This is a genomic window from Actinomadura sp. BRA 177 (assembly GCF_013372625.1).
In the GTDB taxonomy this organism is placed as follows: domain Bacteria; phylum Actinomycetota; class Actinomycetes; order Streptosporangiales; family Streptosporangiaceae; genus Spirillospora.
The window spans coordinates 12,708-37,387 of sequence record NZ_JABXFD010000620.1 but is presented as its reverse complement, the minus strand read 5'-3'; the positions used below and the strand labels follow the sequence as shown (position 1 = coordinate 37,387).

Here is a 24,680-nt window from a genome sequence, read left to right as displayed (position 1 = left end):
TCAGTGACTGCTGCGCAGTTTGTCCAATCTAGCGGCCAGCACGGCGCCCATCTCGGCGGCCGGGCCCGGCTCCATGAGCAGGTGGTGGTCGACGTCGAGGGGGTAGTCCTCGATCTCGCCCTCGACGAGCGGGCCCCAGTTGGACCGTCCGGTGGGCGACCCTTCGGTGCGGCCCTGGAGCGCGGTGAAGAACACGATGTCACCGCGGAACCGTCCGGGCCGGTACTCCTCGGCCTGGCGGAGCCCGTTCTCGTAGTTGCGGTACACGTTGACGAGGTCGTCCTCGCCGAGGGTGGCGAGGGCGTCGTCGCGGTCGGCGAGCACCGCCATGATCTGCGCCAGGTCGGGGTTGCCGTCGGCGGCGACCATCTTCGCGTCGATGCCGATGGCCTCCAGCAGCTCGGGCAGGACCTCGCGCCGCTCCGATTCGAGGTCCTGGCCGTGGTAGGCGTCGATGAGCGCGAGCAGCCCGACGCGCTCACCGGAGGCCTGGAGCCGGACGGCCATCTCATAGGCGACGAGCCCGCCGAGCGACCATCCGGCAAGGTGGTAGGGGCCGGACGGCTGGACGGCCCGGATCTGCTCCAGGTAGTCCTCGGCCATCTCCGCCACCGAACCGGGCAGCTCGGATTGCGTGAACGCACGCGCCTGCAGCCCGTAGATCGGCTGGTCGGGGCCGAGGTGCCGCTGGAACTGAAGGTAGCCCCAGGACAGGCCGCCGGCCGGGTGGACGAAGAACACCGGCGGCCGGGTGCCCTGGGTGCGGATCGGCAGCAGCACCTCGAACCCGAGCCGGTCTTCAGGCTCGCCGACGCGGGTCAGCGCTTCAACGGTCTGGTGCGTGAACACGTCGCGAGGCGTCAGCTCGACGCCCGCCTGCCGGGCACGGGTGACGAGCTTCAGCGCGGCGATGCTGTCGCCGCCGAGGTCGAAGAAGCTGACGTCGGCGCCGACGCGGTCGAGGCCGAGGACGTCCGCGACGATCCCGCAGAGCTGCTCCTCCTCGGGCGTGCTCGGGTCGCGTCCGGCGGCGGCCTCGCCGTAGTCGGGGGCGGGCAGGGCGCGGCGGTCGAGCTTGCCGTTCGGGCCGACCGGGAACGTGTCGAGCCGGACGAACGCGGCGGGCACCATGTACTCGGGCAGCCGGTCCTTGACGAACTCGCGGAGGCCGTCGATCGAGGGTGCGATCACGTAGGCGACGATGCTCTTGACGCCGGGGGCGTCCTCGCGGGCGACGACGGCGACGTTCTGCACGGCCGGGTGCGCGGCGATCGCGGCCTCGATCTCGCCGAGTTCGATCCGGAACCCGCGGACCTTGACCTGGAAGTCAACGCGGTCGACGTAGTCGAGGGTGCCGTCCGTCCGCCACCGGACGAGGTCGCCCGTCCGGTACATGCGGTCGCCGGGCGCCCCGAACGGGTCGGCGACGTAGCGCTCGGCGGTGAGCGAGGCACGCCGCAGGTAGCCGCGGCCGAGCCCGGCGCCCGCGATGTACGCCTCGCCGACCACGCCAGGTGGGACGGGCCGGAGCCCCTGGTCCAGCACGTAGACGCGCATGTCGTCGATGGGCCGGCCCAGCACGGTGGACGTCTCGGACGGGTCGTCGAGCGGCGCACGCTGCCCTGCGATCGTGGTGTACGTGGTCGCCTCGGTCGGCCCGTACACGTTGCCGACCTCGGTCTCCGGGCACGCGGCGAGGACCTTGCGGATCGCGCTCGGCGACCCGGCCTCCCCGCCGGTGAGCACCTCGCGGAGCCGCGCGAACGCGTGCGGCCGCTCGTCGGCGACCAGGTTGAACAGCGTGGTGGTGAGGAACAGGCCGGTGAGGTCCCCGGCGGCGATGATCTCTTGGAGCGCCTCGCCGTTCAGGTGGCCAGGCGGCGCGACGACGGCGGTGCCGCCGTGCAGCAGCGGTGTCCAGACCTCGTAGATGGACGCGTCGAACGCGTGCGGCGAGTGCACGAGGACCCGATCGTGCGCCCCTCCCCTGAGCCTGCCGTCGGTGGCGAGGTCGAGCGCGTCCCGGTGCCGCAGCATGACGCCCTTGGGCACGCCGGTCGACCCGGAGGTGAACAGCACGCAGGCAAGCTGCTCAGGATGGCACGGGACACCGGGGTCGGTCGCGGGCTGCGCGTCCGTCTCCGGATCGTCGTCCACGACAAGGATCTGCGCAGACGTATCAAGACCGGCCACACGCTCCCGCATCGCCGAATTGACGACGAGAACGGGCGCGTCGACTTCGGCGACCGCCCAAGCCATTCGCTCGGCCGGGTAACTGTGATGAATTGGCGCATAGGCTCCGCCCGCCTTAAGAATTGCCAGCGAAACCACGACAATGTCGGCAGATCTTTCAAGCAGCACCGCAACGGGAACATCCCGCCCAACCCCGAGCCCGACAAGCCGATGCGCCAGTCGATTCGCCCTCGCGTCCAATTCCGCGTACGTGACCGACTCCCCCGCCGCGCGGACGGCGGTGGCGGTGGGGGTTTTGGCTAGTTGTGCGGCGAAGCGGGCGGTGAGGGTGTCGGGGCGGCGGTCTGTGGTGGGGCCTTGCCAGTCGCCGAGGACCTGGGTGCGTTCGGCGTCGTCCAGGACGGTGATGCGGGCGAGAGGGAGGTCGGGGCGGTGGGCGATTGCTTCGAGGATGCGGGTGAAGCGGCGCATCAGGCGTTGCGCGTCGGGCTCGGTGTAGAGGTCGGGGCGGTGGTCGATGCGGAGGGACAGGCCGCGGCCGGGGACGGCGGCGAACGTCAGCGGGTAGTGGGAGGCGTCGTAGCCGTCGACGTCGTGGAGGGTGAGGCCGCCGAGGGCGGTCCCGGCGGCGTCCGGGTCGAACGGGTAGTTCTCCAGGACGGTCATCGTGTCGAACAGCGTCCCGGTGCCGGTGAGGCGCTGGATGTCGGACAGGCCGAGGTGGTGGTGCGGCATCAGCGCGGCCTGCTCGTCCTGGAGCCGGGTGAGGGCTTCGGCGACGGTGTCGGCAGGGCGGACGCGGACGCGGATCGGCAGCGTGTTGATGAACAGCCCGATCATCTGCTCGACGCCGGGCAGTTCGGGTGGGCGGCCGGAGACGGCGGCGCCGAACACGACGTCGGTGGCGCCGGTGAGGCGGCTGAGCAGCGTGCCCCAGGCGAGTTGCAGGACGGTGTTGAGGGTGACGCCCTGGGCTCGGGCGCGCGCGCTGAGCGCGGTGGTGAGTTCTTCGGTGAGGGTCGTCCGGACGCGTCCAGGTGTATCGGCGCCAGGCTCAGGTGCACCAGGGGCGACGAGAGTGGGTTCGTGGACGCCGTCGAGGGAGCGCCGCCAGGCGTCCTCGGCGGCGGGACGGTCCTGGGCGGCGAGCCACGCCAGATAGTTCTTGTAGGGGGCGACGCGCGGCATCCCGGTGTCGTCGCCCTTGGCGAGGTACAGCGCGAACAGTTCGGTCTGCAGGACGGGCGTGGACCACCCGTCCAGGAGGATGTGGTGGTTGGTGAACACCATGCGGTGCAGGTCGTCCGCCAGCTTGATGAGCATGTAGCGCAGCAGCGGCGGTTTCGTCATGTCGAACGGCCGGGCGCGTTCGGCGTCGGCGAGTTCGCGCGCCTTGGCCTCGCGCTCGGTTTCGGGCAGGGCGGTGAGGTCCTCGTCCTGCCACGGAAGCCGGACCGTCCGGTGGACGACCTGGACCGGCGAGCCCTCCTTGCGCTGCCGGAACCCGGCGCGCAGGTTCGCGTGCCGGCGCAGGAGGGTGGTGGCGGCGGCCTTGAGCGCGTCCACGTCGAGGGGACCGCGCAGGTCGAACACGATCTGCGCCGTATAGACGTCGTGGCCCGAGTCGTAGAGGGCGTGGAAGAAGAGCCCCTGCTGCAACGGGGACAGCGGGAGGATGTCCTCAAGCTGCGACTTGCTCAATCCAGCTCCCATTCACCGTCGAGCTCGGCGGCGAGCTCGTCGATCTCGTCCTGGCTGACGTCCACGAGGGACAGGTCGGACGGGGTGAACCCGCCGACGGGTCCGTCGGCGGTGCCGTCCACGACGTGCGCGACGAGGCCGCGGAGCGCCGTGTACCAGCGTCCGGCGAGGTCCTCGATGGCGGCGGCGTCGAACAGGTCCCCGGCCCACGTCCACGTCGCGGACAGCTCGGGGCCGCCCGGTAGGTCGCGAGTGTGCGCGTTGACCTCGATGGCGTGGACGAGGCCGAGCGCGGCGTCCTGGCCGGTGCCGAGGGCGTCGCTGTCGGCCTGGTCGGCCGGTCCCCAGTCGGTGGCCTCGGGCGCGGTGGAGCGGCCGAGGTAGTTGAACGCGATCTGCGGGTGGGCGGCGGCGAGGCTCGTGCCGGCCGCCGGGTTGAGGTGGCGGAGCAGCCCGTACCCGATGCCGTTGTCGGGGATTTCGCGGAGCTGCTCCTTGACCCGCTTGAGCGCGGTGCCCATGGCCTGCCCGCCCTCGCGGACGTCGGCGGGCTCGACGCAGCCCGCGTCCAGGCGGACCGGGTAGATGGAGGTGAACCAGCCGGCGGTGCGGGACAGGTCGACGCCGGGGACGATCTCCTCGCGGCCGTGCCCTTCGAGGTCGATGAGGACGGCGGTCTCGTCGGACGTCCCGCGTTCGCGCCGCCATTCGGCGACGGCGAGGGCGAGGCCGGTGAGCAGCACGTCGTTGACCCGCCCGTGGAACGCGGCCGGGACCTCGGTGAGGAGCGGCTCGGTCACGTCGGCGGGCAGGTCGAGCGTGAGGTGCCGGGCCGTCCCGAACGTGTCGGCGGCCGGGTCGAGCGGCCGGGCGCCGAGGACGGGGTCGGGGGTGGCGAGGACGTCCTCCCAGAGCGGCAGCTCGGCGGTGCGGGCCGGGTCGGACGCCTCGGCGGTGAGGCGCTGCGCCCAGCGGCGGAACGAGGTCGGGACGGGGTCGAGGTCTCCCCCGGCCCACGCGGAGACCAGGTCGGGGAGGATGATCCGCCAGGACACGCCGTCCACGACGAGGTGGTGGAGGGTGAGGAGGAGGCGCCCGGAGGCGTCGGGCCCGGCGTCGAACCAGACGAGCTGCGCCATCGTCCCGGCGGCCGGGTCGAGGCGGCGCCGCGCGGCTTCGCCCTCCTCGGCGAGGACGGCGCGGAGGGACTCGGTGCCGAGGTCCGCGACGTCCACGCGACGGACGAGCGGCGCGGCGTCGACCGTGCCCGGCTCGGCGACCTCGAACTCCCCGCTGTGGATGCGGAGGCGGAGCATGTCGTGGTGGTCGAGGACGGCCTGGAGTGCCCCGGTCAGCGCGTCGAGGCCGATGTCCGGCGGGACCTGGAGGAGCATCCGCTGGCTGTAGCCGTCGACGGGGCCGTTCAGCTCCTGGAACCAGCGCATGATCGGCGTCGCGGGGACGCGGCCGATGCCCGCGCCGGGCGCCTCCGCCTCGACCCGCTCGCCCTCGCCGACCGGCTTCGCGGCCGCGGCCAGTTCCTCGACGGTCTGGTGCTGGAACACCTCGCGGGGCGTGATGACCAGGCCGGACTGGCGGGCGCGGGACACCAGCTGGATCGCGATGATCGAGTCGCCGCCGAGATCGAAGAACCCGTCGTCGATTCCGACGCGTTCCAGGCCGAGGACCTCGGCGAACAGGCCCGCTAGGGTCTCCTCCTGCGGGGTACGCGGTGCGCGCGACGACACCTTCGCGGCGAAGTCGGGCGCGGGCAGGGCCATGCGGTCGAGTTTGCCGTTGGACGTCAGCGGGAGGGCGTCCAGCTCGACGACGGCGGCGGGGATCATGTAGTCGGGCAGCGAGCGTCCGGCGAACCGGCGCAGGTCGGCGGTGTCGATGCCGTCGGCGGCGACGTAGGCGATGAGACGGTCGTCGCGGACGATCACGGCTGCGTCCCTGACGGCGTCGTGCCTGGTCAGGACGGCCTGGATCTCGCCCAGCTCGATCCGGAACCCGCGCAGCTGCACCTGCTGGTCGGCGCGTCCCAGGTATTCGAGGGTGCCGTCGCGGCGCCAGCGGCCGAGGTCACCGGTCCGGTACATGCGGGTGCCGGGCTTGCCGTGCGGGTCGGCGACGAACCGTTCGGCGGACAGGCCGGACCGGTTCAGGTAGCCGCGCGCCAGGCCGGCGCCCGCGACGTACATCTCGCCGACGACACCCGGCGGGACGGGCTGGAGGCGTCCGTCGAGGACGTAGACGCGCAGGTCGGGGATGCCGACGCCGATGATGCTGCCGGGCGCGGTGGCGGCGTGGACGCGGTCGAGCGCGATGTACGAGACGTGGACGGTCGTCTCGGTGATCCCGTACATGTTGACGAGGGTCGGCGCGTCCTCGGGGTGCCGGGAGTACCAGTCTTCGAGTCGTCCCAGGTCGAGGGCCTCACCGCCGAACACGATGTAGCGCAGGGCGAGGTCGGTGCCGGGGTTGTCCCTGTCGGCGGCCATCAGCTGGTAGAAGGCCGACGGGGTCTGGTTGAGGACGGTGACCTTCTCGGCTTCCAGAAGCTTGAGGAAGTCTTCGGGCGTGCGGGACGTCAGGTACGGGACGACGACGAGACGGCCGCCGTAGAGGAGCGGACCCCACAGCTCCCAGACGGAGAAGTCGAACGCGTAGGAGTGGAACAGCGTCCACACGTCGTCCGGGCCGAAATCGAACCATTCCTCGGTGGAGCGCAGCAGCCGCACCACGTTCTGGTGCGGAATCACCACGCCCTTGGGACGACCCGTCGAACCCGACGTGTAGATGACGTACGCGGGGTTGTTCGGGTCGATGGCAACGCCGGGGTTGGTGTCGGGCTGGCCGGTGACGTCGAGGTCTTCCGGACGAAGGGTGAGGACGGGGCGAGCGTCCTCGACCATGTAAGCGATGCGGTCTTCCGGGTAGTCCGGGTCGATCGGGACGTAGGCCGCGCCCGCCTTGAGCACGGCCAAGATCGCCACGACCAGATCGGCCGAGCGCGGCAGCGCCAGCGCCACGAACTGCTCCGGCCCGACGCCCTGCCCGATGAGTCGGTGCGCGAGGCGGTTGGCCTTGGCGTTGACCTCGACATACGTCCACGAGACGCCTTCGAACGTGACGGCCGGCGCGTCCGGACGGGCCGCCGCCTGTGCCTCGAACAGCGCGGGGATCGTCGTCCGCTCGACGTCGCCGCCCTTGCCGCCGGCCCAGCGGCGTAGCAGCGTGCGGCGCTCGCTCCGGTCGAGGATCTCGGCGGTGGTGATGGGAGCGTCGGGGTCGGCGACCAGTTCGCGGACGAGGCGCTCGAAGCGGTCCGCGATGCTCACGGCGGTGTCGGCGTCGAAGAGGTCGAGGGCGTATTCGAGACCGGCCTCGATGCCACCGGGCGCGCCATCGTCGCCGTGCCGTTCCTCCAGGTAGAGGGACAGGTCGTACTTGGCGGTCCCCGCCGTCAAAGGTTCGGCGCCGCCGGTGAGCCCGTCCAGTTCAAGCCGGGCTTCCGGGTTGTTCTGGAACGACAGGACGACCTGGAACAGCGGGTGCCGAGCCATCGACCGCGCCGGGTTGAGCACCTCGACGAGCCGCTCGAACGGAAGATCCTGATGCGCGTAGGCGGCGAGGTCGTGTTCCTTGACACGCGATATCAGCTGGCGGAACGAGGGCTCCCCGGACGTGTCGGTGCGCAGGACGAGCATGTTCACGAACATGCCGACGAGATCATCTAGGGCCTCGTCGGTGCGGCCGGCGATGGGCGAGCCGATCGGCACGTCCGTGCCCGCGCCAAGACGACTGAGTAGCGCGGCGTAGGCGGCCTGCATGACCATGAACAGGCTCGCGCCGTTCTCCCGCGCGAGGGCGAGGAGCCCGGCGTGCAGGTCGGCGTCGAGTTCGAACGCGTGCGTTCCGCCCCGGTAGGACGACTCCGCCGGGCGCGGCCGGTCGGCCGGAAGCTGCAACTCCTCGGGCAGCCCGGCCAGAGCGTCCCGCCAATAGGCGATCTGCTGCGAGACCAGGCTCTCGGGGTCGTCCTCGGAACCGAACAGTTCGCGCTGCCAGAGCGTGTAGTCCGCGTACTGGACGGGCAGCGGCGCCCACTGCGGCGCACGCCCTTCCGCACGGGCCGTATAGGCAAGCAGCACGTCGCGGGCGAGCGGCGCCATCGACCAGCCGTCCGCCGCGATGTGGTGCAGGACGAGCATCAGCACGTGCGTGTCATCGCCCAACCCGAACAGCCGGGCGCGCAGCGGCGGCTCCACCGACAGGTCGAAACCGCGTCCGACCTCGGCGGCCAGGGCCATCGGCAGGCCGGCCTCGCCGGTCTCGGTGATGTCGAGCCGGGGCCGCGCGGCGGCCGGTTCGAGGACGAGCTGCCGGGCCGTACCGGACCCGTCCGGGAAGATCGTGCGGAGGGACTCGTGCCGCGCCACCACGTCGGCGAGCGCCTCACGCAGCGCGTCCAGGTCGAGCACACCGTTGAGCCGCAGCGCGACCGGCATGTTGAACGTCGCCGACGCGCCCTCGAACCGGTTGAGGAACCAGAGCCGCTGCTGCGCGTACGACAGCGGCACGACGTCGGGACGCTCGGCCCGCACCAGCGCGGGACGCACGTCGCCCGCCGCGTCCGCCAGCCGCTCGGCGAGGCCGGCGACGGTCGGCGCCTCGAACAGCGCCCGGACGGGCAGCTCGGCGCCCAGCGCGGACCGGACCTTGCTGACCAGCCGGGTCGCGGTGAGCGAGTCGCCGCCAAGGTCGAAGAACCCGTCCTCAACACCGACCCTCGGCACGCCGAGGATCTCCGCGAACAGCCCGCAGAGGATCTCCTCCTGCGGGGTGCGCGGCGCGCGACTCGCGGCGGCGCCGGTGTCGGGTGCGGGCAGCGCGGCCCGGTCAAGCTTGCCGTTCACGGTCAGCGGCAGCGCGTCCAGGACGGTGAACGCCGGGACCATGTAGTCGGGCAGCCGCTCGGCCGCGTACCGGCGGACGGCCGCGACATCGACGTCCGGGCCGACGAGGTAGGCGGCGAGGCGCTTGTCGCCGGGCCGGTCCTCGCGGACGACCACGGCGGCCTGCGCGACGCCCTCGCACCCGGCGAGGACGTTCTCGATCTCGCCCGGCTCCACCCGGAAGCCGCGAATCTTGACCTGGTCGTCAGCGCGGCCGAGGTACTCGATCGTGCCGTCCGGAAGCCATCGGGCCAGGTCGCCGGTTCGGTACATGCGGTCGCCGGGCGCGCCGAATGGGTCGGCGACGAACCGCTCGGCGGTCAGACCCGGCCGGTCGAGATACCCGCGCGCGAGCTGCACGCCCGCAAGGTAAAGCTCACCTGCAACACCCACAGGGACGGGCTGAAGCGCGGCGTCCAGCACGTACGACCGCGTGTTCCGGTACGGACCACCGACCGACGGACGCTCGCTACGCGCGACCACCTGGTTCATGGTGTCGATGGTCGACTCGGTGGGCCCGTAGAAGTTGCGCGTGGTGAGACCGGGAATCGCACGCAATTCGGCCCACAGACTCTCGCTGATGGCCTCGCCACCAAGAAGGAGCTGTGTGGGCAGGTGCCGCCCATCGCCGTCCAGCAAACCCGCTTCACGGAGCGAGGCGAAGTGCGACGGGGTGGTGTTCACCAGGTCGATCTGCGCCCGCGCCACGTACTCCGTGTACGCCTCAACGTCGCGGCGGGTGTCGTCGTCGATGAGGTGCAGCTCGTGGCCGTACATCATCCACAGCAGGCCCATCCAGGACGTGTCGAACGAGAACGACGCCAGATGAGCGAATCGCATCCGCCGCCCACCAACGGCCTCGATCGCCGGATCGATGAACGCGTCCCGATGCGCCTCGAAGTAGTTGAGCACCCCCACATGCGGAACGGCCACACCCTTGGGCCGCCCGGTAGACCCGGACGTGTAGATGACGTACGCCGCGTTGTCCCGCCGCAACGCCCGCACCCGCTCGTCGTCAGACGGGTCGTGTCCAGGCCGCCCACCCACGTCCGCCGACCCATCGGCGGCGACGACCAAAACCGCCCCGTCGTGCGGCACGGTCCCGTCCGACTGGGCTTCGACGGTGATGGTGAGGGATGGGCGTGCGTCGGCCAGCATGTAAGAGATGCGATCGGAGGGATACTCCGGATCGATCGGGACGTACGCCGCGCCTGCTTTGAGGACACCCAAGATCGTTACGACGATCGCGGGGGTGCGCGGGAGGACGACGGCGACGCGGTCTTCGGGGCCTATGCCTCGGGCGATCAACTCGTGGGCTAGGCGGTTGGCGCGCTCGTTCAGGTCCGCGTACGTCAACGACGTGTCGCCGCAGACCAGGGCCACGTCCGACGGCGTACGGGCGGCCTGGGTCTCGAAGAGGGTTGGGAGGGTGCCGGTCGGGACGTCGGCGGTGGTGGCGTTCCAGCCGCCCAGCAGGGCCCGCTCGGCGTCGTCCACGAGGTCGACGGCGCCGATTAGGCGGTCGGAGTCGGTGGCGAAGGCTTCGAGGAAGCGGCGGATGCGGGCCAGGAGTGCCTCGACGACGTCGTGTTCGTAGACGTCGGGGCGGTAGTGCAGGCGCAGCGACAGCTTGTCGCCGGGGGCGGCTACGAACGACAGGGGGAAGTGGGTCGCGTCGTAGGAGTCGACACCCGCGATGCGGACGCCGTTCAACGAGCCGTCCATCGTGGACGGGTCGAACGGGTAGTTCTCGAGCACCGTCATCGTGTCGAACAGCGCGCCGCCGTGGCCCGCCGCGCGCTGGATGTCGGTGAGGCCCAGGTGGTGGTGGGCGAGGAGTTCGGTCTGCTCCTCCTGGAGGCGTTCCAGGAGGGAGGCGAGCGACTCGTCCAGCCGGTAGCGGACGCGGATCGGCAGCGTGTTGATGAACAGGCCGATCATCTGCTCGATGCCGGGCAGTTCGGGCGGGCGGCCGGAGACGGTCGCGCCGAAGACCACGTCGTTGGTGCCTAGGAGGCGGCCGAGGACGAGGCCCCACGCGCCTTGCAGGACGGTGCTCAGGGTGATGCCGTGGCGGCGGGCCGCGCGGGTGAGGCGGCGGGTGGTCTTCTCGTCGAGTTCGGTGATGGTGCGCTTCGGGGGTTCCGGGGCGCGGGCGGCGGCCTCGGGGGCGACGAGGCTGGGCTCGTCCACGCCGTCGAGAGCGCGGCGCCACGCTTCTTCGGCGGCGGCGCGGTCCTGCTGGGCGAGCCACGCCAGGTAGTTCTTGTACGGGGTGACGCGCGGCATCCCCGTGTCGTGGCCGCCCTGCATGTAGAGCAGGAACAGCTCGGTCGCGAGGATCGGCGTCGACCAGCCGTCCAGCAGGATGTGATGGTTCGTGAAGACGAGCCGGAACCGCTCGGGCCCCATATGAACGAGGACGAAGCGCAACAGCGGCGGCGCGGTCATGTCGAAGCCGCGTGCGCGTTCGCGAACCACTACGGCGTCGGCCTCGGCGCCGGAGGCGGTGACCTCTTCCCAGGGCAGTTCGACCGTGCGCGGGATCACCTGGACGGGGCGCGACAGGTCCTCGTGCCAGAACGCGGCGCGCAGGTTCGCGTGCCGGCGCAGCAGCGTCTCGGCGGCGGTGCGCAGCGCGGCGACGTCCAGGGGGCCTTCGAGGTCGAGGACGAACTGGGCCGTGTAGACGTCGCCGTCGCCCGCGTCGAAGAGGGCGTGGAAGAAGAAACCCTGCTGCAAGGGCGACAGCGGCAGGATGTCCTCAAGGTCCCCCCGGTTCACGATTTCTGCCTCCACGCGGTCTGCAGCTTGTCGATCTCGTTCTGGTCCAGCTCTACGAGCAGGTCGGACGGGGTGAAGCCGCCCGCGTCGCCGGCGGCGGCGTCGGTGGCGAGGGTGCGCAGGGCGGTGAACCAGCCCTCGGCCAGGTCCCGGACGTCGGCGGACTCCAGCAGGCCGCCCGGCCAGGTCCAGGTCGCCGACAGTACGGGGCCGCCGGGCAGGTCGCGGGTGACGGCGTTGATCTCCAGGACGTGCGCCATCGGCATCGCGGGGTCCTCGCCGGCCGGGAGTTCCTCGGTGGAGAGGGTCCAGTCGCCGTCTTCGCCGCCGGCTGCGACGCGGCCCAGGTAGTTGAAGGCGATCTGGGCGGGCGGGACGTCGGCCAATTCTTCGGCGGCGTCGCCGTCGCCGTAGCGGAGGAGGCCGTACCCGATGCCGCCGTCCGCGATCGCCCTGAGCTGCTCCTTCACTGTCTTCAGCGCGGCGCCGCCCGTGGCGTTGCCCGCGTCCAGGCGGACGGGGTGGATCGAGGTGAACCAGCCGGCGGTGCGGGAGATGTCGGCGCCGGGGACGACGTCCTCGCGGCCGTGGCCCTCAAGGTCGATGAGGACGCCGGTGCCGCGACCGCCCCGGTGCCGCCGCCACTGCGCGACGGCGAGGGCGAGGCCGGTGAGCAGGACGTCGTTGACCCGTCCGTGGAACGCGGCCGGGACCTCGGTGAGGAGGGGCTCGGTCACGTCGGCGGGCAGGTCGAGGGTGACCGAACGGGCGCGGGCCGCGATGTCGACGCGCGGGTCGAGCGGGCGCTTGGCCAGGTTCTGCGGCGGGCCGTCGACGATGTCGAGCCAGTCCTCCAGCTCGTCCTCGTCGCGTTCGGACGCGGTGAGCTTCTGCGCCCAGCGGCGGAACGACGTCGGCACCGGGTCGAGGGCTCCCCCGGCCCAGGCGGTGACTAGGTCGGGCAGCAGGATGCGCCACGACACGCCGTCCACGACCAGGTGGTGCAGGACGACGAGGAGGCGTCCCTGCTCCTGGCCCGCGTCGAACCAGACGAGCTGCGCGACCGTCCCGGCGGACGGGACGAGGCGGTCGCGGGCGGCGGTGGCCTGCTCGGTGATGACGGACTGGACCTTGTCGGCGTCCAGCCCCGCGACGTCGATGCGGGTGACGAGGTCGGCCGCGTCGGACGATCCGGGCGGCTGGACGACGGGCTGCCAGCCGTCCAGGCGGAGCCGCAGGATGTCGTGGTGGTCCAGGAGGGTCTGGAACGCGGCGGTCAGCTGCTCGATGCCGAGGTTCGGCGGCGTGCGGAGCAGCATCGACTGGTGGAAGCCGCTGATGAGCGACGCGTCGCCGTCCACCCGGTCGCGCAGCCACGCGACGATCGGGGTGACGGGGACGGGGCCGACCCCGGCGCCGGGCGCCTCGGCCTCGATCTCCTCGCCCTCGCCGACCGGCTTGGCGGTCGCGGCCAGTTCCTCGACGGTCTGGTGTTGGAACACGTCGCGCGGCGTGATGACCAGCCCGGACTGGCGGGCGCGGGAGACGAGCTGGATCGCGATGATCGAGTCGCCGCCGAGGTCGAAAAAGCCGTCGTCGATCCCGACGCGTTCCAGGCCGAGGACCTCGGCGAACAGCCGCGAGAGGGTCTCCTCCTCGGCGGTGCGGGGCGCGCGGGACGACACCTTCGCGGTGAAGTCGGGCGCGGGCAGCGCCTTGCGGTCGAGCTTGCCGTTGACGGTGAGCGGCAGCGCGTCCAGCTCGACGACCACGGCCGGGACCATGTAGTCGGGCAGGTCCTTGCCGACGAACCGGCGCAGCTCGGACGAGTCGACGCCCGATCCGGCGACGTAGGCGATGAGGCGGTCGTCGCGGACGATCACGGCGACGTCGGAGATCGCGTCATGGCGGGCGATGGCCGACTCGATCTCGCCCAGCTCGATGCGGAAGCCGCGCAGCTGCACCTGCTGGTCGCTGCGGCCCAGGTATTCGAGGCGGCCGTCGGTCAGCCAGCGGCCGACGTCGCCCGTCCGGTACATGCGGGTTCCGGGCGCACCGAACGGGTCGGCGACGAACCGCTCGGCGGACAGGGCCGGACGGTTCAGGTAGCCGCGCGCCAGGCCGGCACCGGACACGTACAGCTCACCGACGACACCGGGCGCGACCGGCTGGAGGTGGTCGTCCAGGACGTAAATGCGCAGGTCGGGGATGCCGACGCCGATGACGCTGCCAGGCGCGGTCGCCGCGTAGGCGCGGTCCAACTCGATGTACGAGACGTGGACGGTCGTCTCGGTGATCCCGTACATGTTGACGAGCGTCGGGGCGTTTTCGGGGTGGCGCGAGTACCAGTCTTCGAGGCGGCCCAGCTCAAGCGCCTCGCCGCCGAACACGATGTAGCGCAGCGCCAGGTCGGTGCCGGGGTTGTCCCTGTCGGCGGCCATCAGCTGGTAGAAGGCCGACGGGGTCTGGTTGAGGACGGTCACCTTCTCCGCAGAGAGCAGAGTGAGGAACTCCTCTGGCGAACGCGACGTCAGGTACGGGACGACGACGAGACGGCCGCCGTAGAGCAGCGAGCCCCACAGCTCCCACACGGTGAAGTCGAACGCGTAGGAGTGGAACAGCGTCCACACGTCGTCCGGGCCGAAATCGAACCACTGCTCGGTGGAGCGCAGCAGACGCACCACGTTCTGGTGCGGAATCACCACGCCCTTGGGACGACCCGTCGAACCCGACGTGTAGATGACATACGCGGGGTGGTCCGGCGAGATCGCGACGTCGAGGTTGGTGTCGTCGTAGCCGGTGGCGTCCAGGTCTTCCGAACGAAGGGTCAGGACGGGGCGGGCGTCCTCGACCATGTAGGCGATCCGGTCTTCGGGGTAATCCGGGTCGATCGGCACATAGGCCGCGCCTGCCTTCAGCACCGCCAGGATCGCCACGACCAGGTCGGCCGAGCGCGGCAGCGCCAGCGCCACGAACTGCTCAGGCCCGACGCCCTGCTCGACCAGCCGACGCGCCAGGCGGTTCGCCTTCGCGTTGACCTCGGCATACGTCCACGACACGCCATCGAACGTGACGGCGAGCGCATCCGGGCGGGTCGCAGCCTGCGCCTCGAACAGCGCCGGGATCGTGGCCCGCTCCACAGGAGCCGCGCCGGGACCGGCCCACTCGCCGAGGATCAGCGACCGCTCCTCCGCCGACAGGACGTCCGCGCCGCCGATGGGCGCGTCCGGGTCGGCGAGCAGCGCGGACAGGTAGCGCTCGAACCGCTCGATGAGCCGCCGCGCGGTCGCCGGGTCGTACAGGTCGAGCGCGTACTCCAGCTCGCCGTCGAACCCGTCCTCCTGCTCGGTGAGAATCATCAGCAGGTCGAACCGGGACACGCCGGCGGTCAGCGGCTCCACCTCGGCGCTGAAGCCGGGCATCTCCAGCCGCGCCTCGGGGTTGTTCTGGAACGTCAGCCCGACCTGGAACAGCGGGTGCCGTCCCAGGTGGCGCGGCGGGTTCAGCACTTCCACGAGCCGCTCGAACGGGACGTCCTGGTGCGCGTACGCCCCCAGGTCGGTCTCCCTGACCCTGCCGATCAGCTCGCGGAACGACGGGTCGCCGGATGTGTCGGTCCGGAAGACGAGCATGTTGACGAACATGCCGACGAGATCGTCCAGCGCCTCATCGGTCCGGCCTGCGATGGGCGAGCCGATCGGGACGTCCGTCCCCGCGCCGAGTCGGGTGAGCAGCGCGGCGAACGCGGCTTGGGCGACCATGAACGGGCTGGCGCCGGTCTCGCGGGCGATGTCCAGCAGGCGGGCGTGGACGTCGGCGCCGAGCCGGAACCGTTCCGTCCCGCCCCGGTAGGACGCCGCCGCCGGACGCGGCCGGTCCGTCGGAAGCTGCAACTCCTCGGGCAGCCCGGCCATAGCATCCCGCCAGTAGGCGATCTGCTGCGAGACCAGGCTCTCGGGGTCGTCCTCGGAGCCGAACAGCTCCTGCTGCCAGAGCGTGTAGTCGGCGTACTGGACGGGCAGCGGCGCCCATTCGGGTGCGCGGCCCCCGGCCCGCGAGGCGTAGGCGGTGATGAAGTCGCGGGCGAGCGGCGCCATCGACCAGCCGTCGCCGCCGACGTGGTGCATGAGCAGCAGCGCGATGTGCTCGTCCGGCCCCACACGGAACAGATGGGTGCGCAGCGGCGGCTCGGCGGTGATGTCGAACGCGTAGCCGGCGGCCATGGCGAGCCGCGTCGGCAGCTCCGCCTCGGTCGTCTCGACGACCTCCAGTTCGGGGCGGGCGGCGGCCGGGTCGAGGACGAGCTGGCGCGGCACTCCCCCGCCGTCCGGCAGGATCGTGCGGAGCGTCTCGTGCCGTTCCACCAGGTCGCCGACGGCGGCGCGGAGCGCGTCCACGTCCAGGCGGCCGCGGATGCGCAGCGCCGTCGGCATGTTGTACGTCGCGGACGGCCCCTCCAGCCGCTGGAGGAACCACTGCCGCTGCTGCGCGTACGACGGCGGCAGCACGTCGGGGCGTTCGCGCGGTTCCAGCGCGGGACGGGCCGGCGCCTCGGCGTCCGCCGCGCCCAGCAGCGCGGCGAGGCTCCGCACGGTCGGCGCCTCGAACAGGGCGCGGACGGGCAGTTCCACGTCCAGCGCGCGGCGGAGCCGGCTGACGACGCGGATCGCGATGAGCGAGTTGCCGCCGAGCGCGAAGAAGTCGTCGTCGGCGCCGATACGGTCGGTGCCGAGCAGTTCGGCGAAGACGGCGGCGACGGTCTGCTGCGCCGACCCGGCCGGGGCCCGGTACTCGGTCACCGGCGTGAGCGTCAGCTCGGGCTTCGGCAGCGCCTTGACGTCGACCTTGCCGTTCGGGGTGAGCGGCATCTCGTCCAGCACGACGACGGCGGCGGGCACCATCGACTCGGGCAGGTGCTCGCGGACGTGGGCGCGCAGCTCCTCCAGGTCGAGGGTCTGGCCGGGCGCGGCGACGACGTAGGCGACGAGCCGCTTCTCCACCGGCCCCGCCACGGCGGCCGGGGCCTCCGTCTCGGGCAGGTCGAGCCCGCCGACGGTGACGGCGCCGGCGGAGGCGACGACGGCCTCCAGGACGTGCCGGTACAGGCCGGCGAACCGTTCGGCGGTGTGCCGGTCGAACAGGTCGAGGGCGTATTCGAGGGTCCCCGCGTATCCGCCCGAGCCGTCGCGGGGGTCCTCCAGGATGAACTCCAGGTCGAACTTCGCGACCCCGGCGTGGACCGGCTCGACGGCGACGGTCAGGCCGGGCAGCTCGACGGACGCCTCCGGGATGTTCTGCAGCGTCAGCATCACCTGGAACAGCGGGTGGCGGCCCAGGTGGCGCGGCGGGTTCAGCACCTCCACGAGCCGCTCAAACGGGACGTCCTGGTGCGCGTACGCGGCGAGGTCGGTCTCCCGGACGCGGGCGAACAGCTCCGCGAGCGACGGGTCGCCGGAGGTGTCGGTCCGCAGCACCAGCGTGTTGACGAACACGCCGACGAGATCGTCCAGGGCCTCGTCGGTGCGGCCCGCGACGGGCGAGCCGATCGGCACGTCGGTGCCCGCGCCGAGCCGGGTGAGCAGCGCGGCGAGCGCCGCCTGCAGGACCATGAACAGGCTGACCTGGTGGTCGCGGGCCAGCGCGCGCAGGCCGTCCGCCAGGTCCGCCGGGACGTCGAAGGCGACCTGGTCGCCCCGGTAGGACGCCCGGTCGGGGCGGGGCCGGTCGGCGGGCAGCGCGAGCGCGTCGGGCAGCCCGGCGAGGGCGTCCTTCCAGTACGCGATCTGCCGGGCGGCGAGCCCGTCCGCGTCGTCCTCGGAGCCGAGCAGCTCCCGCTGCCACAGCGCGTAGTCGGCGTACTGGACGGCGAGCGGCGCCCAGTCGGGGGCGTGCCCGTCGCGGCGGGCGAGGTAGGCGGTGATGACGTCGCGGGCGAGCGGCGCCATCGACCAGCCGTCCCCGGCGATGTGGTGCATCACCAGCATCAGCAGGTGGTCGTCCGCGCCGACCCGGTACAGGTGGGCGCGGAGCGGGAGGTCCGCGGCGAGGTCGAAGCCGCGGGTGGCGTCGGCGAACAGCGCGCTGCGCAGGTCGCCCGCGATTCCGCCGATGACCAGCTGCGGTTCGGCGTCGCCGGCGGCCACGATGATCTGGTGCGGTTCGCCGTCGGTGTCGCCGAACCGCGTCCGCAGCGACTCGTGCCGGGCGACGACGTCGTGGAGCGCCGCGTACATCGCGGCGTAGTCGAGGGCGCCGGTGAGCCGCAGCGGGATCGGGATCGTGTAGGTCGCCGTCGCGCCTTCGAGCTGGTCCAGGAACCAGAGCCGCTCCTGGGCGTAGGACGCCGGCAGCGGGTCGGGGCGCTCCATCGGCCGCAGCACCGGACGGGCCGCGCCGGCGGCCGAGGCGATCTGCGCGGCGAGGCCCGCGACGGTCGGGGCCTCGAACAGCGCGCGGACGGGCAGCTCCACGTTCAGCGCGGCGCGGGCGCGGGCCACGACGCGCGTGGCCTTCAGCGAGTCGCCGCCGTGGTCGAAGAAGCCATCGTCGATGCCGACGCGGTCCAGGCCGAGGACGTCGGCGAAGATCCCGCAGAGGATCTCCTCGCGGGCGTCGCGGGGGCCGCGCGCGGTGAGGTCGGCGGTGAAGTCGGGTTCGGGCAGCGCGGACCGGTCGAGCTTGCCGTTCGGGTTGAGCGGCATCGCGTCCAGGACGACGATCGCGGACGGCACCATGTAGTCCGGCAGCGTCCCGGCGACGAACTCGCGCAGCCTCGCCGGGTCGACCCGGTCACTTCCAGGCGCGCCGACGACGTAACCGGCGAGGACGTTGTCGCCGACCGCGTCGCGGCGCGCCACGACGACGCTCTGCGTGACGGCCGGGTGCGCGGAGAGGGCGGTCTCGATCTCGCCCAGCTCGATCCGGAAGCCGCGGACCTTCACCTGGTGGTCGAGGCGGCCGAGGTACTCGATCTGGCCGGCGCGGTTCCAGCGGACGAGGTCGCCCGTCCGGTACATGCGCTCGCCGGGGCCGCCGAACGGGCAGGCCACGAAGCGGTCCGCCGACAGGGCCGGGCGGCGCAGGTAGCCGCGTGCCAGGCCGTCGCCCGCGAGGTACAGCTCGCCGGGCACGCCGGCCGGGACGGGCTGGAGCCGCTCGTCCAGGACGTAGGCGCGGGTGTTGGCGACGGGACGGCCGATCGGCGCGTGTCCCGCGGTGTTGCCGTCGTCGTACCAGGCGGTGACGAAGACCGTCGCCTCGGTGGGGCCGTAGAGGTTGGAGATCCGCGCGTCCGGCATCAGCGCACGGAGGTCCTGAAGGAGCTGCGGCGGCAGCGCCTCCCCGCCGAGCACCACGTCCCCCGCCTCCAGGCTCAGCCCGCCGCGGGACAGCAGCACCGACACCGCCGACGGGACGCCGCCCATCAGCGTCCCGGACCAGCCGCCGCGCTCGGCGACTTCGAGGAGGTCGCGGACGACCTCGATCTCGGCGCCGATGGTGAGCGGCACCAGGCACTCGAACACCGACACGTCGAAGTTCAGCGAGGTGGAGAACAGCACGCGCCGCATCCGGTCGGGGCCGTAGCTCGCCATCGACTCGGCGCAGAAGTCCACGACGTTCGCGTGCGAGATGACGACGCCCTTGGGGCGGCCCGTCGAACCGGACGTGTAGATGACGTACGCCGGGTTCGCGGGACGCAGCGGCCGGACGCGGTCGGCGTCGGTGACGTCGTCCCCGGAGAGCCCGTCGAGGGAGAGCGCGTCGAGTTCGACGCGCGGCGTCCCACCGGGCAGGCCGGCGGCCGACGTCGTGATGACGCAGGCGGGGGCGGCGTCCTCCAGCATGTAGGCGATGCGGTCGGCCGGGTAGGCCAGGTCGATCGGCTGGTATCCGGCGCCCGCCTTCAGCACGGCCAGCACCGCGACCACCAGGTCCGCGTCGCGCGGCAGGGCGAGCGCGACGAAGTCCTCGGTGCCGACGCCGCGCGCGATGAGGTGGCGGGCGAGCCGGTTCGCGCGGGCGTTCAGCTCGGCGTAGGTGAGCCGGACGTCCCGCGCGATGACGGCGGTCGCGTCCGGGGTGCGGGCGACCTGCGCCTCCACCAGGGCGGGGACGACTTCGGGCACGACCGGCAGGACGGTGTCGTTCCAGCGGTTCAGCAGCGTGTCGCGTTCGGCGTCGTCCAGCAGGTCGACGGCGCTGAGCGGCAGGGTCGGGTCGGCGGCGACCTGGGCGAGCAGCCGCTCCAGGCGGGCCGCCATCGACGCGGCGGTCTCCGGGTCGAACAGGTCGAGCGCGTACTCCAGGGCGCAGTCGATCCCGGCGGGGGCGCCGGCCGCGTCCCGCGTCTCGTCCACCAGCAGCGCGAGATCGAAGCGGGACACGCCCGGGTCGACCGGCTCCAGCGCGACCGTCAGGCCGGGCAGCTCCACCCGCGCGGACGGGTTGTTCTGGATCGAGATCATCGCCTGGAACAGCGGGTGCCGCGCCATCGACCGCTGCGGGTTCAGCACCTCGACGAGCCGCTCGAACGGGACGTCCTGGTGGGCGAACGCGGCGAGGTCGGCCTCGCGGACCCGGCCGAGGAGCTCGGCGAACGTCGGGTCCCCGGCGGTGTCGGTGCGCAGCACGAGCGTGTTGACGAACACGCCGACCAGGTCGTGGACGGCCTCGTCGCCGCGGCCCGCGACCGGCGAGCCGATCGGCACGTCCGTCCCGGCGCCGAGGCGGGTGAACAGGCCGGCGAGCGCGGCCTGCAGCACCATGAACAGGCTGGCGCGGTGGTCGCGGCCGAGCGCGGTGAGCGCGGCGTGCAGGCCGGGCGACAGCGTGAACGGGTGCTGGGCGCCGCGGTAGGTGGCACGGGCGGGGCGCGGCCGGTCCGCCGGGAGCGTCAGCTCCTCGGGCAGGCCGGCGAGGGCGTCCCGCCAGTGCGCGAGCTGACGGGCGATGACACTGCCCGGGTCGGCCTCGTCGCCGAGGACCTCGCGCTGCCAGATCGCGTAGTCGGCGTACTGGACCGGCAGCGGCGCCCACTGCGGCTCCTCGCCTGCGGCGCGGGCGGCGTAGGCGGTGATGAGGTCGGTGGCAAGCGGCTCCATCGACCAGCCGTCGCCGGCGATGTGGTGCATCACCAGCAGGAGCAGGTGGTCGTCTTCGGCGATCCGGAAGACGTGTGCGCGGACGGGCGGCTCAGCGGCCAGGTCGAACCCGCAGGTCGCGGCCTCGAACACCGCGTCCGGGAGGCCGTTCGGACCGCAGTCGGTGATCTCGGGCTCGGCCTCGAACTCGTCCAGGGCGAGGACGCGCTGGTAGGGCTCGCCTTCGACCTGCACGAACACGGTCCGGAGCGCCTCGTGCCGCGCCATCATGTCGTGCATCGCGGCGCGGACGGCGTCCAGGTTCAGCGAACCGGTCAGGCGGAGCGGGATCGGGATGTGGTAGGTCGCGTTGGCGCCTTCGAGGTCGTGGATGAACCAGAGGCGACGCTGCGCGTACGAGACGGGGACGAGGTCGGGGCGCTCGGCCGGGACGAGCTTCGGCCTCGCCTCCTCCTCGGAGTCCTTGATGGAGGCGGCAAGCGCGGCGACCGTGGGGGCCTCGAACAGCGCGCGGACGGCCAGTTCCGCGTTCAGCGCGGCGCGGGCGCGGGCGACGACGCGGGTCGCCTTCAGCGAGTCGCCGCCGAGGTCGAAGAAGTTGTCGTCGATCCCGATCCGCTCCACGCCGAGCACCTCGGCGAAGACCTCGCAGAGGGTCTCCTCGCGGGCGTCGCGGGGCGCGCGGCCGGCGGCGGACGCGGTGAAGTCCGGCGCGGGCAGCGCGGCCCGGTCGAGCTTGCCGTTCGGGTTCAGCGGCATCTCGTCCAGGACGACGATCGCGGACGGGACCATGTACTCGGGCAGGGCGTTTGCGACCGACCGCTTCAAATCGGCGGTGTCGACGCCATCGGAGACGACGTAGCCGACGAGGACGGTGTCGCCCGCGTTGTCCTGGCGGGCCATGACGACGCTCTGCGTCACGGCCGGGTGCGCGGAGAGCGCGGTCTCGATCTCGCCCAGCTCGATCCGGAAACCGCGCACCTTGACCTGGTGGTCGAGGCGGCCGAGGTACTCGATCTGGCCGCGGTCGTTCCAGCGGACGAGGTCGCCCGTCCGGTACATGCGCTCGCCCGGCTCGCCGTAGGGGCAGGCGACGAAGCGGTCGGCGCTCAGCTCGGGCCGGTGCAGGTAGCCGCGCGCCAGTCCGTCGCCCGCGAGGTACAGCTCGCCGGGGACGCCGGCCGGGACGGGCTTGAGCGCCGCGTCCAGGACGTACGCGCGGGTGTTGGCGATCGGGGCGCCGATCGGGGCGTGGCCGGCGGTGTTGCCGTCGTCGAACCAGGCCGTCACGTAGACGGTCGCCTCGGTCGGGCCGTAGATGTTGGAGATGCGGGCGTCCGGGACGAGGGCGCGCAGATCTTGGACGAGGCGGGCCGGGAGCGCCTCGCCCGCGAGGACGATGTCGTTCGCCTTCAGGTCGAGGGCGCCCGTGGCCAGGAGCGCCGACATCGCGGACGGGACGCCGGAGACGAGCGTGCCGTGCCAGCCGCCGCGCTCCGCCACGTCCAGCAGGTCGCGGACGACCTCGATGTGGCCGCCGACCGTCAGCGGGGTCAGCCACTCGAACACCGACACGTCGAAGTTGAGCGACGTGGAGAACAGGACGCGGGCGAGGCGGCCGGGCCCGAAGTCCTTCTTCGCCCAGGCGCAGAAGTCGGCGGCGTTGGCGTGGGAGACGACGACGCCCTTGGGACGTCCCGTCGAACCCGAGGTGTAGATGACGTAGGCCGCGTTGCCGGGGCGGAGCGGCCTCATCCGGTCGGCGTCGGTCGGGGCCTTGGCGGACTCGCCGGTCAGGTCGAGGTCGTCCAGCAGGACGCGGGGCGTCGTGCCCGGAAGGTCGGCGGCCGATGTCGTGATGACGCAGGCCGGGGACGCGTCGTCCAGCATGAACGCGATGCGGTCGGACGGGTACGCCAGGTCGATCGGCTGGTACGCGGCGCCCGCCTTGAGGACGGCGAGGGCCGCCACGATCAGGATCTCGTCGCGGGGCAGGGCGAGCGCGACGAAATCCTCGGCGCCGACGCCGCGTCCGATCAGGTGGTGGGCGAGGCGGTTGGCGCGCTCGTCCAACTCCCGGTAGGTGAGGGTGGCGCCGTCGTGGCTGACGGCGGAGGCGTCGGGGGTGCGGGCCGCTTGCGCTTCGAACAGCTCAGGGACGACGGCCGGCTCAACCCGCATCGCCGTGTCGTTCCACTCGTCCAGGACGCGGGAGCGCTCGGTGTCGTCAAGCAGCTCCACCTCGCGGAGCGGCGTGGACGGGGCGGCGTCGCCCAGCGCCCGCAGGAACCGGACGTAACGGTCCAAATGCGTGGAGACCTGGTCCTCGGTGTACAGGTCGGGGTGCGCCTCGAAGTCGACGCGCATGCCGTTGCCGTCGAAGTTGTCGTAGATGTTGATCGACAGGTCGTCGATCGGGCCGGTCGTGATGGCGTGCGTCCGCGCCGGCAGGCCCGCGAAGTCGAACCGGTAGTCGAACGCCATGATGTTGATGACCGGCCCGTACAGGCGGCGGCGCTCGCCGAGCAGCTTCAGATCGCGCAGCAGGTCCTCGCGCCGGTAGCGCTGGTGGCGCAGCGCCCGCGCGCTCGCCCGCGTCACCGTGCGGACCAGTTCGTCCACCGTCATGCCGGGGCGCACGGTGACGCGCAGCGGCAGGACCGTCGACAGCATGGCCGGGGTGTCCAGGGCGGCCTGCGAGGTGCGGCCCGACACCGCGAGGCCGAGGATCACGTCCTCGGTGCCGGTCATCCGCGCCACGTACGCGGCCGTCGCGGCGATCGCGAGGCCCTGCGTCGCGGTGCGCAGCCGGCGGGCGCCCGCCGCCAGATCGGCGGTCTCCCCGGGCGGGACGACGGTGATCAGGCTGCGGTAGTCGGAGGTCGGCTCGGCCATCTCGTCCGACAGCGACACCGCCACGGGCTTGTCGGCGAACCGCTCCGTCCAGTAGGCGCGGTCCCGCTCGAACCGTTCCGACCTGCGATACGCGTCCTCGGCGGCGAGGAGCGCCCGGTAGTCGCCCAGCTCGGCCGGGACGTACTCGCCGCCGTCCGCGAGCAGGGTGTAGACCTCGGCGGCGCGGCGGCTGATCAGCAGGCCGCTGTAGGCGTCCAGGATCGTGTGGTGGGCGCGCAGGAACCAGCGGTGCAGGTCCGGGCCGAGCCGTAGCAGCGCCGTGTGGAACAGCCGGTCGCCGTCCGGCGGCAGCGGCGCCGACATCCGCTCCCGCATCCACGCGCGCGCGGCGGCGTCCGGGTCGGGCTCCCCGGACAGGTCCACGAGCGGGATCGACACGCTCGCGTCCGGGTCGAGGACCTGCCGCGCGGCCCCGTCCCGCTCGGTCAGCCGCGCGTTCATCGCCGGCGCCTCGTGCGCCGCGATCCGCGCCACCCGGTCGAACAGCTCGTGGTCGACCGGCCCCTCGATCTCGATGTACTGCGCGATGTGAATCGGCGTTTCCGGCGCCAGCTGCTGCGCGTACCAGACGCTCTGCTGAGCGGCCGAAAGAGGAACGAACTCGGTGGACATCAAGCGGCACTTTCCCGGTCGAAGGGGGTTTCCTTTGCGCCCGGCCTCGGAACCGGCGCGGTGCCGGCGGGCGGAAATTCAGAAAGAATGACCACAGAACTGATCGGGCTCTCCCCGTCCCCTTTCACCCCGAGTTCCCGCCGGGAACGCGATCGGCCCGCGTTATCCCGGAGTCAACACCCTGTGGTCCCGCCAATACAGAGCGCCGTCGCTTTCCGCCCTCGACCGGAACCGCCTTCGACCCACGTTCTACTCAGGAGTAGCGGAGTCACAGTCAACCAGCCTGTCACATGCCTCGCAATCCCCTCAAAAGTAGAACTTGGCCGGTCCCGTTGCTAACAGGAGTGACAAAAGCGCCGGTCCGCACCCCGCGATCGGACGGCCGCGACGCTCACCGGGTGACAAAGGTTGA

Annotated in this window: 3 protein-coding genes; all 3 read right to left on the bottom strand. The window is 72.1% G+C overall.

The features are described from left to right. Genes HUX53_RS34775 through HUX53_RS42335 form a run of 3 tightly spaced genes read right to left on the bottom strand, consistent with a single transcriptional unit; the run spans position 1 to position 24,268 of the window. The gene (locus HUX53_RS34775; RefSeq protein WP_255205933.1) at positions 1–3,894 is read right to left on the bottom strand and encodes an amino acid adenylation domain-containing protein; all 3,894 of its coding nucleotides are present in this window, start codon (positions 3,892–3,894) and stop codon (positions 1–3) included. After that, complete coding sequence (locus HUX53_RS34770; RefSeq protein WP_176407522.1) at positions 3,891–11,639, bottom strand: non-ribosomal peptide synthetase; 7,749 nt, start codon at positions 11,637–11,639, stop codon at positions 3,891–3,893. The genes HUX53_RS34775 and HUX53_RS34770 overlap by 4 nt, the downstream gene beginning before the upstream one ends. Continuing rightward, a complete protein-coding gene (locus tag HUX53_RS42335) occupies positions 11,636–24,268 on the bottom strand; it encodes a non-ribosomal peptide synthetase (RefSeq protein ID WP_176407521.1) in 12,633 nt (4,210 codons plus the stop codon). The genes HUX53_RS34770 and HUX53_RS42335 overlap by 4 nt, the downstream gene beginning before the upstream one ends. Positions 24,269–24,680: the final 412 nt, after the last annotated feature.

What these genes read in the sequence shown, in the direction of transcription:
- HUX53_RS42335 (WP_176407521.1), bottom strand. Translation starts at nt 24,268, where the DNA reads ATGTCCACCGAGTTCGTTCCTCTTTCGGCCGCTCAGCAGAGCGTCTGG.